The organism is Nocardia higoensis NBRC 100133, assembly GCF_000308595.1.
Lineage (GTDB): Bacteria > Actinomycetota > Actinomycetes > Mycobacteriales > Mycobacteriaceae > Nocardia > Nocardia higoensis.
On record NZ_BAGA01000058.1, the window covers coordinates 150,642 to 165,792 of the forward strand.

The window sequence follows — 15,151 nt, forward strand, 5'->3', positions numbered from 1 at the left end:
ACGACTCGGCGCGTCGGTGTTCAGAGCAGGCCGGCGGGCGTGGTGCCGCGAAGGAAGGCCGCGATGCCGACGAGGCGGTGGCCGGGCACCCGGATCGGCGCCAGATCGCTCAGCACGCGCGGGAATTCGTCGATCGGATCGTCCGAATGCGCGGCCCAGTCGGCGATCGTGACGACCGCCGCGCGGCGCTGTGCGGCGGTGCCGCCGGACTCCGCGGACAGCAGGATCAGTTCTTCGGAGCCGGGTTCGATCTGCTGGAACTCCAGCCGTCCGGCGTCGGCGGCGGCGCTCACGGCGGCGAACATCTCCCTCGGGTCGGTGAGGCCGATGAGGTCGCCGAGTTCGTCGGCGGTCGCGACGCCGCCTTCGGCGCGGAGTGCGGCGGTGAGTTCTGCGGTCACGGTGTCGGCCTCCTGCTCTTCCGGTTCGGTGGATCGTTCGGGTACGGCGGCCACCACGGGGGCGATGGGACGCCGGGGTGTGATGAACCGCTCCGGCTCGACCGCGCGTTCGGGTCGGGCGAACCTGTCGGGCTCGGTGGCCACCTCGGTTCCGGCCGTGCCGGACTCGGCCGGGGCGGGCGCAGCGGTCGGCTCCGGAGGTGCGGGGCGCTCCGGTGCGGAGGTGGTGCCGGGCTCGGCGGCCGCTGCCGGGATCCACTGATCCAGCAGGCCGGGTAGCCCTCTGGCGTCGGTGACGACGACCCCCTCCGCGATCTGTGCGAGCCGGCGTAGATGCGGGCCCACTCGGCGCGGATCTTCCACGGTTCCCTCGGCATAGGCCAGCACCACGATCGGGGTGTGCGCACCGCCGTGGCGGATGATCCGGCCGAGCCGTTGCGCCAGTTCCGGTGCGGTGAGATCGGGGGAGAGGAACATGCCGAGTCCGGCGAACGGGAAGGCGAGGGCGGGGTCGAGCACCCGGCGTTCCACGATCGCGTGCAGGGCGTCTTCGCGCAGGCGGCGGGCGATGTCGCCGCGATCGGCCGCACCGAGCGACTCGCCGACCCGGGTGATCCGGTAGCCGTCGTGGCCGAGAAGTTGCACGGCCCGGTTCGCGGCGAGGGCCTGGTCGGTGAAGAAGATCGCCCGGGTGCGCTTCAGCGTGGCAGCGGGCAGCGCTTGCAGCAGCGTGATCTTGGCGCGGCATTCGCCGAGGATCTCGGCACGTTTGGTGAGGGCGTCGAGATAGCGCTTGGCGAAGACCGCGGCACGGCCCTTCGCGCGGAGGGCTGCTCGTGCGAATTCCGCGGCTTCGGCGGGCGTGTCCGGCGCGCCGTAGGTGCCGACGAGCGTGTCCAGGGCTTGTTCGGCGCGGTCCTCGACCGAGTTCAGTGCGCTGCGCTCGCGTTCGCCGAGCTGTAAGGGAACCTGGGCCAGGTGGATACGGGGCAGCAGGCCGGTCTGGACCGCGTGCAGGTAATCGCAGCCGGGAACGGTCTGCTCGAAGTAGGGCAGTACCACTGTGTCGACCAGATCATCGGGGCGGGCCAGGCCCGAGGTGAGGCCGAGGCGCCAGTCGAACCGCGGGAGCAGGGCTTTCGCGTAGGCGCCCGCGCTGTAGGTGTGCACGTCGTCGACGATCAGGGCGGTCGGCTGGCCGCCGGAGTGCTTGTCGAACAGGCGGTCCTGGATGGCGGCGTCGGGGGTGACGACGGTGACATCACCGTGGGAGGGCGTCCCGGCGCCCGACGCGACGATGCGGCGGGCGGGCAGGGCGGCGTGCAGGGCGTCGGTCCATCGCCGCCGGCCGTCCGCGTCCGGCACGACGACGAGAACGGGATGTCCGGCTTCGAGCGCTTCGGCGGCCGCCGCGACGCCGAGTGCCGTCTTTCCCGAGCCGTCCACGGCCTCGACCACGCCACGGTGGTGATGTTCCTGCCACGCCGAGAGCGCTTGCCGTTGCCATGCGCCCAGCGCTTCGCGTGGGCTCGCCGACTGTGGCGCTGAACCGCTGCCGAATCGAGCGGGGGAGGGAGCGGCCGACCGGCCGGAGGGGCGGACCGTGGGCGAGCTCGTCGGTGGAACTGCCGCCGGCCGGGAAGCCGGGACCGCACCGGAGCCGGCGGGTGCCGATCGCAGCGACCATCGTGGCGGCGTGTCGTCGGTCTTCTCGAACATGCCGTGCTGGGCGTGCAGCACGCTGTTGACGTCGGTCTTGGTCACCCCGGCGGCGTCGATGGCGGCGGCGAGTTCGCGCGCCGACCGCCCGGGCTCCTCCGCCAGCAACTCGCGGATTCGGCGCACCAACGACTCCCGCACCACGTCACCTTCCCGCTCGAACACCGGTGCGCCGAGCCTAGTGGGCCGCCCCTCCGCGCTGGTGTCCGGTTCGTCGTGCACCCGTTCAGAGCGCGGCAACCGGGGCGGTAGCGTTTGCCGGCCGATGAACGACAGGGTGCACGACAGACGTGGCCGGCGCGAGCCGGGCGCGTGGTGATGCGAAGATGTGCGGGCGTTCCGAGCAGGACGACGGAGCTCGGCGCGGTGGAGGTAAGGGGATCCGGCGATGGCTGAGTCGTTCCTGGTGCAGCAGGCGCGGGAGATGGAGCTGACCCGTGCCGAAGATCTGCGGCGGGTGTCGTTGTTCGTCGAGCTCAATCTCGATGCCGACGAGATCGCGCGATCGGCGGAACTGTTCGCGCAAATGGTGCGCAAGTACCATCGCTCGCTCGGTCCGGAGTTGGTCGTCCAGAAGTTTCCCGCGCTCACGCTGACCACCCTGATCGGTCACGCGGGCATGTACTACGACCGCAACCGGTATTGGGACAGCTTCTGGGAGGAGCTCGATCTCGCGCGCGATCTCGAATTCGAGAAGGTCCTGCGTGAGGAGCTCGAGTCGCTGCTGAGCAAGTTCGGCCTGCGCCGGTTCCCGGAACTGGACGGGCAGTACGTCCAGGCCATGGCGGTGCACGCCGGCATCCCGGTGCACTGTCTCGACGATCTCGTCGACGTGATCGACGAGCACATCGCCGCCGGGCGCGACGCCAACGGCGCGGCGGTGGTCGAATGGCTGACCGAACCGGGCATGGGATATCGGCTGAACCGGCTCGATGTTCCGGTGCGCAATTTCCTCCGGCTCGGCGGTGAGGTCGCCGTCGATATCGTCGACCGGATCATCGAGTTCGCCGCATACTTCGCCGAGCACCCGGAAGCCGCCAACGATCTCGACCTCGACACCGCCACCACCGGCCTGCCGAACCTCCTGCTCGACGCGCTGATCGACCGGCTCGCCCAGCGCCCGCTGGGTTCGGGGCCGCGGGAACCCGCCGCGGTCGTCCGCACCAGGAATCCGGTCGTCGCGTACTCGTCTCTCGATCAGCAGGTCGTGGTCGAAGTGCCGTATCCGGTCGCCGCGCCGGAGAGTCCCTGGCGGGTGTCCTTCGACGGCGCCGCGCATACCGTCTACGCCGAGCGCGCGTGGGGCACCGTCGAGGGCCAGGCACAACCGGCGACGCCTGTGCCGGTGCCGCGCCCGGTGCGCCAGATCGTCCTCGCCCACGAGTCGCTCGCCGAGCAGGTGCGTATCCCGTTGGTCGACAAGGACGACCCGCTGCTGTTGTTCGACGAGTCGGGTCGCTCGCTCTCCCGGCATCTGGCGCTGCCGCGCGGGGCGATCATCGCGGTCTGCCCGCACGACACCGCGCTGCTCGACACGCACACCCAGCTGCCGATGGAGCCGGTCGACGAGCAGACGCCGGTCGGCTGGAGCGAATGGCGGGCGCGGGTCTACGACCTGACCGAGGCCGGCGGCGTGCGATGGCGGCGCGGCAATCTCGTCGGCCCGGTGCGGCAGGTGCGGGCCGGGGCCGCCGCGCGCCTGGAACTCGGTGCTCCGGTCGAGGGTGTGACGACGCGCAACGGCCTGTCGGTCTACGGCGAGCGCCCGGCGGTGGCCCTGCCCGCGACGAGCGAACCGACCACCTGGCGGGTCCGCACCCGCCGCGCGGGCACCGTGGACTGGCTGACCGACGAGGAATGGGAATCCGGCGACGAGGCCACCGAACTCGATCCTTTCGACGGGGTCGCGTCGGGACTGCTCGGCATGTTCGACGTGGTCGTGAGCGGTCCGCTCGGCTCGGACCTGCGCCACTCGCTGTTCCTGGCCGAGGGACTCGACATCGGCTACACCTCCGAGTTCCGCAAGCCCGCCGCCGACGGGCTCACCCCGACCTCCTGCACGGTCACCGCCTGTCCGCCGCTGAGCGTCGACACCACCGGCATGCACTTCGCCGGAGATGTCCGCGACGCCGAGCTCCGGGTGGCCGTCGGTGGCGATGTGGAGCGACTGTCGGTGCGGCCGCCACACATCGAGATCCGGGTGGACGGCATCGGCGGCGTCGCGCAGTGGCGCACGACCGCGGCCGCCCTGACGATCGACCAGCTGGACGAGCACGCGACGGTGGCGGCCCGGATCCCCGGCGACGTGCAAGTCGACATCGCGCTCGTCGATCGGGACGGCGAGGTGCTGCAGCTGGAACAGCCGCAGGTCGTCGGCGGCAATGTCTTCCAGGTGCCCACCCGCGCGTTCCTCGACACCGCGCGGACGGCCGGGGTGTCCTCGTTGCTGGCCCGCATCGACACCCCCGACGGCGCGACGCATCACGTGACGTTGGCGCGAGTACGGCCGCCGGTGCTGTGCACGGGCGTCCGGGTGGCGGACGGGTGCCTGCTGTTCGACGGCGCGACCGGGGCGGATCTGGCCGCGTCGGTATGGGCCGATACCGCGCCCTGGCGCGAACCCGAGCACGTGGCGATCGAGAACGGACGAGCGTCGCTGCCGCAGGATCTGATCGATGCGGGACCGTTGACGGTCGAGGTGTTCGTCGACGATCCCTGGTCGGTGACACAGGTGCCGGACCGTCCGGGTGAGGACGCACTGTCGGTTTCCCAGCCCGGCTGGTTCACCGACCCGGACCCGGTGCGCACCGAACTGTCGCGCTTCCTGTCCGGACACGGCCCGGCCCCGGCCCACAGCGCCGCCGTGCCCGAGGTGTGGGCGGCACTGACGACGTTGCCGGAGAACGCCGGGCCCATGCGGGCCACGTTGTACGACGCCCTGGCCACCGATCCGCGCTCGGCCCTGGAGACCCTGGCGCAGAGCACGATTCCCCAAGAGGAGCACCCCGCACTGCTGATCGCGTCCGGATTGATCGAGCGGGATTTCGCCTCGCCCGTACGGGCGGGCGCACCGGAGAACCCGTGGATCGGATGCCTGCTCGACATCGCCGATCTCCCGGCCGCCGCCGATGACCGGGGGTCGGCGACCTGGCAGGAACTGCTCGCCAGGCTGACCGACGCGGGTGGCGAGCGGCTGCGGGAGTTGCTGTCCGGCAAAGTCGGTGACCCGCGCGAGGGCATCTTCGACCGGTCGGCGGCGATGCTGCACGGTTTCGACGCGGAGCAGGTCCACGCCCTGAAGGTGGCGTGTGAGATCGTGCCCGCCGCCCTGCTGGACACCGATACCCGCACCTCGGCCATGTTCGAGGCCTTCGAGCGGCGGCTCACCTGGCAGAACGACCCCGCCCGGCTCCGGCTGACCACCGGAACCCGCGACCTGCTCGCCGTCGCGCGCCGGGCTTCCCGCCCCGCCTACGACCAGGTCGTCGCCAGGAACGAGGCACTGGCGGGCATCGACACCAGCGCGCTGCCGTGGATGCTGATGTCGATGCAGTCGCTCCTGCTCGCCGTGGTGGCCCGGCTGACCGCTCGTGGCCGGATCAAGGGTGCTCCCATCTCACCGGGGCTGCGCGCGGACTGGGCCACGCTGGCGCGATTGTGCCCGTCGATGGTCTGCACGGACCTGCTGATCGCCGACGCGCTCGTCACCTACGGCCTGCACCGCGACCTGATCGGAGAGCCGCTGTGACCGACCGGCTGGATCCCCTCGCGGCCGGCGCCGCCATCGAATCGAGCTACAAGCGCTACCTGAAAACGCTTGTCGCACCCCGCGATCCGGAACTGGCCGAGGCGTTCGACCGGGAGGTCGACGGCACCGCACTGCTCACCAAGGGGCCGCTGCTCGAGCTCACCCCGCCGTACGAGCCGGGCGCGTCGCTGCGCGAGCTCGTCGCCGAGGGGGTGCTGCACCCGGATTTCGCCGCGTTCGACACGACCATGGCGCTGGATCGGCCGCTGTACCGGCATCAGGAGACCGCGATCCGCAAGGTCGTCGCCGGACGCAATCTGGTGGTGAGCACCGGTACCGGTTCGGGTAAGACGGAGAGCTTCCTGCTGCCGATCCTCAACGAGCTGATCGCCGAGAAGGCCGCCGGAACACTCGGCCTGGGGGTGCGGGCGCTGCTGCTGTACCCGATGAACGCATTGGCCAACGACCAGCTGAAACGTCTGCGTGAACTGCTGGCCGCCACTCCGGAACTCACCTTCGGCCGCTACACCGGCGAGACGAGGGACAAGCGCGCCGACGCCGAATCCGGCTACGCGCGAATGTATCCCGGCGTCGAACGCCTGCCCAACGAGCTGCTCAGCCGCGAGGAGATGCGGGCCGCGCCGCCGCACCTGCTGCTGACCAACTACGCGATGCTCGAGTACCTGCTGCTGCGCCCGCGCGATCTGGATCTGTTCGACGGAAAGCGCGAGGGCACCTGGCGCTTCATCGTGCTCGACGAAGCCCATGTCTACGACGGCGCGCAGGGCGCCGAAGTGGCGCTGCTGCTGCGCAGGTTGCGCGATCGGGTCGGCGGCGACCGGCCGCTGCGTTGCATCGCCACCTCGGCGTCGCTGTCGGGCAGCAGCGAGGACCGGCAGGGCATCGAGGCAACGGAATTCGCGGCCAAGCTCTTCGACGCCGAGTTCGAGTTCGACGCGGGCGATCCCGGCCGCCAGGATCTGGTCACCGCGACCCGGATGCGCCGTCGCGACGAACCCACCTGGACCATCGCCGACGACGACCTGTTGCGCCTGGCCGAGCCCGATGCCGATCTCGGGGACATCGGCGATCACGTCCCCTCCGGTGATGTCGCCGAGGCACTGTATGCCGAGCGGCGGATCGCCGACCTCAAAGCCCACGCGCACGCGGGCCCGATCGAGGTCGACGCCTTGGCCGCGAAGCTGTGGCCCGGCGACGAACAGGGCGCGCGCAAGCTGGAGGCGCTGGTCGCGCTCGGCTCGAAGGTCGTGGACTCGGGCGGGAATCCGGTGCTCTCGGCCCGGTATCACCAGTTCGTGCGTGCCACCGAGGGCGCCTACGTCAGCTTCGCCGACGACGGCCCACGGGTGTTCCTCAGCCGTCACGAGATCGACCCGCGGACCGGGCGCGCGGTGTTCGAGTTCGGCACCTGCCAGCGCTGCGGCGCCGTGCATCTGGCCGGGGAACGGATCGTCGAGGAAGGCGGATCGTTCTTCCGGCCCGCCACCAAGGACACCGCCGTGCGCTGGCTGGTGCTGACCGATCGGGCCTCCGGCGAGGTGGTCGACGAGGACGAGACGACGCTGGCCGACGAGGGAGACAATCCCGGCGAGACCGGAGCGCAGACCCTGTGCACCGGCTGTGGCGCCCTGGGGTCGCCCTGCCCGCGGGACTGTCCGGGCGGACCGGAGCTGCCGGTGCGCGAGCATCGCGGCGCCCGGCGGGTGATGAGCACCTGCACCGAATGCGGGGCGCTCGCCAAACAGGTCATCCGGCGCCTGCGTACCGACGTCAACGCCGCGCCCGCGGTCATCGCGACCGCCCTCTACCAGCATCTTCCCGCTGCCGAGGGTGAGGAGGCCGACCAGGTCGGGGGCGGCAGGAAGCTGCTGATGTTCTCCGACTCCCGGCAGGCGGCGGCCTTCGCGGCGCCGTATCTGTCGAGCACCTACGGCAGCATGCTCACCCGCCGCTACCTCACCGAGGCGCTGTTCGATCCGCGCAATGCCGGTGAGCCGCTGTCGGTGGAGGACCTCGCCGCCGAGGTGAAGCGGGTCGCCGAACAGGCCGGGCACTTCGACGAGGACGCCACGCGGTCGAAGAAGCTGCGCGAGGTGAACCCGTGGGTGATGGCCGAGCTCATGTCGATGGATCAGCGCCAGTCGCTCGAGGGGCTCGGCGTCTTGGCGGTGTCGCTGATGCGCACCAGGAAAACACCCCTGCCCGCGGGACTCACCCGGCTGGGGCTCACCGAGGACGAGCTGTGGGGCCTGTTCGCGGAGCTGGTGAAAACCGTTCGGTTGCAAGGAGTCCTGACCTTGCTTCCCGATGTCGACATCACCCATCCGCTGTTCGAACCGCGCAACGCCCGCATCCGCATGCGCTCGGCGGATTCCGACCGGCGTAAGCGCATCATCAGCTGGCGACCCGGCGGCAAGCCGGGCACGATCAACAACCGGATCCTGTTGGTGCGCAAAGTGCTCGCCGCGCTGGGCTCGGCCGCGCCGGCGGACAAGGTGCTCGACGCCTGCTGGGATTTCCTGAATGCCGCCGGCTATTTCGAGGCCGAACAGGATCGCGGCGCAGGCGTCGTCTACCAGCTCTCCCACGAGAAGCTGCGGCTGCAGCCGGGCTCGGATCGCAGCTGGTACCGCTGCGGGATCTGCCGCAGGCTCACCATCAACGACATTCGCGGCGTCTGCCCGCACGGCACCTGCACCGGCGCGCTCACCCCCTACGAGGTGCCCTCGCTCGAGCAGGACACCAACCATTACCGCACGCTCTACCGCACCCTGGCGAAAGTGCCGCTGACCGCGCAGGAGCACACCGCGCAGTGGGCGGCGAGCGAGGCAGCCACCGTGCAACGCGAGTTCATCGCCGGTGAGGTCAATGTGCTCTCCTGCTCGACGACCTTCGAGCTCGGTGTGGACGTCGGCGAACTGCAGGCCGTGATGCTGCGCAATATGCCGCCCAAGACCGCCAATTACGTCCAGCGCGCCGGCCGGGCCGGACGCCGCGCGGCGTCGGCGGCGCTGGTCGTCACCTACGCCAATCGCAGTTCCCACGACCTGTCGAAGTTCGCGAATCCGGCCGCCATGATCGCCGGCGTCATGCGGATCCCGTGGATTCCCATCGACAATGCGCGCATCGGCCGCAGGCACGCGCATTCCATCGCACTGGCCGCCTACTTCCGGGCCCGATACGACACGGACGGATCCGAATGGCGGCATGCCGGGCCGTTCTTCGAGCCCGGCGACAGCGGTGAATCCGCGGCCGCCGGGGTGCGCGAATTCCTGACCCCGGTGCCGGAGCGGGTGCGGCGATCGTTGCGCGCGGTGCTCCCGGCCGGCACGGCCGCCGAGATCGGCGTGGACGACGACAGCTGGGTCGAGGAACTGTGCAAGACCCTGGCGGTGGCCGAACTCGACATCACCAATGACATCGCGGTTTTCGACGCGTTGATCGAGGAGGCGGTCGAGGCCGGGAAGCTGTCGTTCGGCGGCAAATTGCAGAAGACCCTGCGCACGATCCGGGAACGTCAGCTGCTCGGCTACCTGGCGAACAAGAACGTGCTGCCCAAGTACGGCTTCCCCGTCGACACCGTCGAACTGCGGACCGCGCACTGTGACAGCGAGGTGGGCGCGAAGCTGGAGCTCTCGCGTGATCTCGGCCAGGCGATCTTCGACTACGCGCCCGGCAATCAGGTCGTGGCGGGCGGCAAGATCTGGACCTCGCGCGGGCTGCACAAGCTGCCCAAACGCGAACTGGTGGAACTGAAATACCGGGTCTGCCGGGAATGCAAGCACCTGGAATGCGGCCACGAGCTCGATCCGGGCGCACAGTGCCCGAACTGCCACCAGGATTTCGGCGCGATCCGGCACTGCGTGTTCCCGGAGTTCGGTTTCGTCGCCGAACGACTTCCGCAGGACGTGCGCTCGGAGACGCCACGGCGCACCTGGTCCGGAGCCACCTACGTGCAGTCCATCGGAGAGAGCTCGGACGTCTTCCCCTGGCAGTCGGCGGGCGGCGTGCAAGTGCGGGCCCGCGCGGGCACCAGGGCCAGGATGATGGTGATCGGGGAAGGCGCGGGCTCCGGGTTCGCGTTGTGCCCGTGGTGCGGGTGGGCCGACCCGTTCGTCGCGAAAGCCTCGACCAGGCACGACCATCCCGTGACGGGCGTGCCCTGTGCGGGCAAGCCGTCGGTGGTGTCGCTGTCGCACAGCTACGAAACCGATGTCGCGGAGTTCACCTTCTCCGACTTCAGCTACGACAAGGCCTCCGAATCGAAGTGGTTGTCGGTGCTCTACGCCCTGCTCGAAGGCGCCTCGGAGGCATTGGAGATCAGCCGCGACGATATCGACGGCACGCTGTCGTGGAGCGCTGACGGCGCCCGCAGCATCGTGCTGTTCGATACGGTCCCGGCCGGCGCGGGCGCGGCCGGGCAGATCGCCCGGAAACTGGACAAGGTGCTGAAGTTCGCCGCCGACCGGGTGGCGCACTGCGAATGCGGCATCGAGACCTCCTGCTACGGCTGCCTGCGCTCCTACCGCAACGAGCGCTTCCACCACCAGCTCGCGCGGGCGGGTGCGCTGGAAGTGTTCGCCGGGCTGGAACTGGTGAGCCCGGCCGCCGCGGCCGAACCGGCGTGGGAAGTGGCGGCCGTCCACGCCACCGAGGCGGTGCGCGCACTGCTCGCCGAACTGGCGCGCCTCGGCGTGCCGGAACCGGAGGTCGACACCGAGATCGGGCGGTATTACTGGCCGGTCGACATCGTCTGGCCGGAAGCGAAGGTCGTGGTGGTCCAAGGGGCGGACGACGACCGCGACACCGGCTTGGCGGCCGACGGATTCCACGTGGTGCCGATGGAATCCACCAGCGCGGCCGAGCTGGGCGAGCTGCTGTCGGCCCGCTGACAGCGGCTCACCCGCGCCGCCGCGGCCTCAGCGCAACAGCTCCGAGCGCACACCGGACCAGGTGACGACCAGCTCGTCCCTGGCCCGGCTGGCCGCGACATACAGCAGCGAGCGCTCCCGCTGCCTGGCGTCGGCCTGCTCCTCCTCGGGCACCTGCGCGGCCATCCTGGCGGGCACGTGCTCGGTGTCGATTCCGGCGAGGACGACACAGCGGAATTCCATGCCCTTGCCCCGGTGCATGGTCAGCACCTGCACCGCGTCGCCGGTCGCCGGGTCCTTGTCCAGCGCGGCGGCGGGAATGCCGCGCCTGTTCAGTTCCTGCACGAACCTGTCGCGATCCAGTGCGGCCCTGGTGAGGACGGCGACATCGCCCGGCATGGTGCCGGGCCGGTCGAGCCAGGCGCGGATGTTCTCGGCGACGACCCGGAACTGCTCGTCGGGTGAGGCGCATTGGATCAATCGGGGATCGGGGCCGAGCCGGGCGCAGGTGTAGCCCGCGGTGGTCTCCTCGCCCTCCTCGAGATCCCGGTAGTCGGCCCCTTCCAGGATGCTGACCGCGAAGTGCAGATTCTGGGCCGTGGTCCGGTAGTTCAGGGTCAGCCTGCTGCTGCGGCCACGGATATTGATGCCGAGCCGCTGCAACACCACCGGCTGGCCGTAGATGCGCTGGTGGGAGTCCTCGGCGATGAACAGGTCGTCCGGTCCCTCCGGCACCAGGGCGCGCAGCAGCCGCCAATGGGTCGCGTGCAGGTCCTGGGCCTCGTCGACGATGACGTGGTCGGCGAGGTAACGGTCCTCGGATTCGGCCCGCACCCGCAGCACGGCCGCGGCCACGGCGAGCACTTCCGGGTAACTGAGCCTGCCTGCGGCCCGGCCGAGCTTCCGGTATTCCTCGACCACTCGCCATACCGCGAGGCGCTGTGCCCTGGACAGCCGGACGCCGCGCCCGGCGCGCGGCACCCGCGCGTACTGCTCGACCGTGGTGACCTCGTTGCCGAGGATCACCCCCACATACTCCGGCGCGAGGAACCCGCTGGTGCGCAGGCGCGGGTCGAGACCGTCGCCCGCCGCCCGGACGGCCTCCGGCCAGCCCTGGTCGTCGCCGACCCGTTTGCGTCGCCTGCCACCCGAGCCGGGCCCGAGCACCTGTTCGGCGGCCGCCTGGTAGTGGTGATCGGGCGCCTTGCTCACCACGGCCTGCGCCAGACTGTCCACCCCGGCGACGAACACGCCCGGATCCCCGAGGTGGGCGGCGATCGGAATCGTCGGATCCAGCGCCCGCAGGTCGGCTTCCATGGTCATGGCCAGCGTCTTGTTGAAGGTCGTCAGAACGACCCTGGCGTTCGGATCACGGTCGAGCAGGTGCTTCGCCCGGTGCAGCGCCACCACGGTCTTGCCGGTTCCCGCGCCGCCGGACAGCCGGAAGGCGCCGCGATAGCTCCTCTCCACATACCGGCGCTGATTGGGATGCAGGAAGGTCCGCCATGCCGCGAAGTCACCCTCCTCGATCACCTGGCGCAGCTCGGCATTGTCGTCGATCAGCGTGAACTGCATCCTCGTCGCCGGGTGAGCCAGCGCGGCGAGGATCTGCTCGCTCTCGTCGAGGCTCTCGTCGACCGGCGTCTCGGTGAATCCGAGCGTGTCGCGGATGTCGTCGATCCGGCGACCGACCGCCAGTTCGAGCAGCGCGTTCTGCTGCCAGGCGACCTCGGTGCTCTGCGCGACCGCGAGCACCTCGTCCTGATCGGCGGCGGCCAGCGCGCTCGCGGCGAGTTCCGGGTCGAGGCCGAGCCGATCGGTCAGATCGACCATCGTGTAGCCGACGTGGCTGAGATAGCCGACCGGATCGGTCACCGCGAGCCGGGCCAGTTGCCCCGTCGGATCGGGAACCACCGAGCGCTTCTTGCGATCGGACCGCCCGTCGAGCTCACCGACGATGCCCTCGAGCACGCCGTTGACCGGGTTCACCCGCAGCGTCGACTTCTCCGCCAGCTTGTTGGCGACATCGTGCTTCCAGGTGCCGAGGTAGATGTAGGTGGTGTCGCCTGCCTTGCCGTCGATCCGGAACATGATGGCCCGGTAGTTGCTGTCGACCCGCCCGGTGCGGACCCGCTGATCGGCGGCGCCCTGGATGGGCTCGATGTGCAGTCCCGGCAGGGTGTCGTCGGCCCTGACCTTCTCGAAGAAGTCGTAGACCTTGTGCTTGATCGACCCGTCGAGCCGCGGCATCGACTTGTTGTTCGTGGCCAACACGACCAGCGCCATCCCCGAAACTCCTCGCCTCTGTCACCCCCGCTCGCGGCCGAACGGCCGCGCCCCCGGTTTCCGTCGATCCCGAGCATCCCAGGGCCCGGGCGCGCTTTCACATCGGGTCGCCGTCGCGGCCATCGGCGCTCGTCACGGTGACCATGATCTGCGACCGTACCGGGCGGTGACGCGTCGCCGTGTCGGTCGATCCATCGACATCCCGACCGCGATCGAGCCGGTGATCGGCCACGCGGGACGGCGGGGTGCGATCACAGCCGTCGGTGCTGTCGATTCGGCGCGGGCTCGATCGTCATCTCTGCGCGAGGGTTGATGCCGGATACTGGATCCGGCCCCGGCGAAGGAGAGACCGATGCGATACGCGTTCCTGATCCACAACGACGAGCCGGCCGAAGGCGAGATCCCGGCCGAGGCGATCGAGGAGATGCAGCAGGCGTTCGGCACTTACGGGCGCGCGCTGCACGAGGCCGGGGTGCTGGTCGGCGCGGACATTCTGGCGTGCCAGGAGGCGACGACCACGGTGACTCGGCGCAACGGGTCGTTGCAGGTGCAGGACGGGCCGTTCGCGGCGACGAAGGAAGCGCTGGCCGGGGTGTTCGTCGTCGACGTGCCCGATCTCGACGCGGCGCTCGGCTGGGCGGAGAAGTGCCCGGCGGCGAGTTACGCGATGGTGGAGGTGCGGCCCGTCGCGACCTCGTGTGTCGCCGGGGAATGGACGGCGTGACCGATGCGGCGTCGCGGGCCGCCGAGGCGGCCCGCACGTCCTACGGCCGGCTGCTGGCGCTGCTCGCGGCTCGCTGTGGTGATGTCACGGCTGCCGAGGACGCGCTCGCCGACGCCTTCGAACGCGCGGTGCGCAGATGGCCGGTCGACGGCGTGCCCGCCAACCCGGACGCCTGGTTGCTGACCGTGGCGCGCAATCGGGTTCGTGATGTCGCCGCGGGCGCGCCCGTTCGTCGCACCGTCGCGCTCGACCTCCGGCGTCATGATCTGCGCCTGCTGGACCGCATCGATCCGGACGAGCTCGAGGACCGTCGGCTCGAGCTCATGTTCGTCTGCGCGCATCCGGCGATCGACCCGGCTGTCCGGACGCCGTTGATGCTCAACACCCTGCTCGGCTGCACGGCCGACCAGATCGGCCGGGCCTTCGCCGTGCCCAAGGCGACGATGGCGGCCCGGCTGACCCGGGCGAAGACGCGGATCCGCGACGCGCGCATCCCTTTTCGCGTGCCCGATCGTGCGGAATTCCCGGCGCGGGTGGACGCCGTGCTCGAAACCGTCTACGGCGCCTTCGCCATCGACTGGCACAGCACCGGGCGGGAACTGCACGAGTCGCTGACCGGCGAGGCGCTCTATCTGGCGGAGGTGCTGACCGAGGTGCTGCCCGAGGATCCCGAGGCGCACGGGCTCGCGGCCCTCATCGACCTGTGCACGGCCCGCGCTCCGGCGCGGCGAGACGCCGAGGGGCGCTACGTTCCGTTGGAACGGCAGGACCGTGGCCGGTGGGACGCCGAACTCCTCGCCCGGGGGTACGCCCATCTGCGGCGCGCCTACGCGTTCGCCACGCTCGGCCGCTACCAACTCGAAGCCGCCGTTCAGGCAGCCGAAGGCGCGGGCGCCGACCCGGCTGTCATCCTCGACGCCCACCGCGCCCTGCACCGTCTCGCCCCGACACTCGGCAGCGCGACCTCGCTGGCCGCCGCGACCGCCCGCGTCCACGGTCCGGCCGCGGGCCTGGCCGTGCTGGACGCCGAAGTCGGCGACCGGCGCTTCCAGCCCGGCTGGGCGATTCGCGCCCACCTCTGCGCTGCGCTCGGGCGTGCGGAGGAAGCCCACGCCGCGTACACGCGTGCGATCGATCTGTCGCACGACAGTGCCGAACGGCGATTTCTGGCCGAGGCGAGGGACGCGCTCGACCTCCGGCGCTCGGCGGTGCCCGGCGCCGCGAGGCCGGCGCCGGGCTTCTGCGACGGGACTCCCGGCGTCATCGGACCACCGGGAACTATGGGGCCGCCCGGCACCCCGGGTTCCACCGGCCCGGGTGGCCCGTACCCGTCCGGGTCGTGCGGGCTGCCGTTTCCGGTGGCGCACCATTCGGAGTAGCC

Annotated in this window: 6 protein-coding genes; 4 read left to right on the forward strand and 2 right to left on the reverse strand. The window is 70.6% G+C overall.

What is annotated here, in order from left to right; genetic code table 11:
* Positions 1-20: 20 nt before the first annotated feature.
* Positions 21-2,285, reverse strand: a complete 2,265-nt coding sequence (locus ON26_RS07745; RefSeq protein WP_157171817.1) for a DEAD/DEAH box helicase family protein — start codon at positions 2,283-2,285, stop codon at positions 21-23.
* Positions 2,286-2,508: 223 nt separating this feature from the next.
* Between ON26_RS07745 and ON26_RS07750 the strand changes: the two genes are divergently transcribed.
* Together ON26_RS07750 and ON26_RS07755 are read left to right on the forward strand one after the other, a co-directional pair.
* Positions 2,509-5,868, forward strand: coding sequence for a hypothetical protein (locus tag ON26_RS07750; protein ID WP_040795292.1), 3,360 nt, complete (start codon positions 2,509-2,511; stop codon positions 5,866-5,868).
* Entirely contained in the window at positions 5,865-10,781 is a 4,917-nt protein-coding gene (locus tag ON26_RS07755) for a DEAD/DEAH box helicase family protein (RefSeq protein WP_040795293.1), read from the forward strand. The genes ON26_RS07750 and ON26_RS07755 overlap by 4 nt, the downstream gene beginning before the upstream one ends.
* Positions 10,782-10,808: 27 nt before the next feature.
* Here the strand turns inward: ON26_RS07755 and ON26_RS07760 are convergent, their stop codons facing one another.
* On the reverse strand, positions 10,809-13,046 hold the full coding sequence (locus tag ON26_RS07760; protein WP_040795294.1) for a 3'-5' exonuclease: 2,238 nt from the start codon (positions 13,044-13,046) through the stop codon (positions 10,809-10,811).
* 352 nt (positions 13,047-13,398) lie between these two features.
* Between ON26_RS07760 and ON26_RS07765 the strand changes: the two genes are divergently transcribed.
* Positions 13,399-13,770, forward strand: coding sequence for a YciI family protein (locus tag ON26_RS07765; RefSeq protein ID WP_040795295.1), 372 nt, complete (start codon positions 13,399-13,401; stop codon positions 13,768-13,770).
* On the forward strand, positions 13,758-15,149 hold the full coding sequence (locus tag ON26_RS07770; protein ID WP_083883870.1) for an RNA polymerase sigma factor: 1,392 nt from the start codon (positions 13,758-13,760) through the stop codon (positions 15,147-15,149). Before ON26_RS07765 ends, ON26_RS07770 begins: the two co-directional genes overlap by 13 nt.
* The last annotated feature ends 2 nt before the right edge of the window (positions 15,150-15,151 follow it).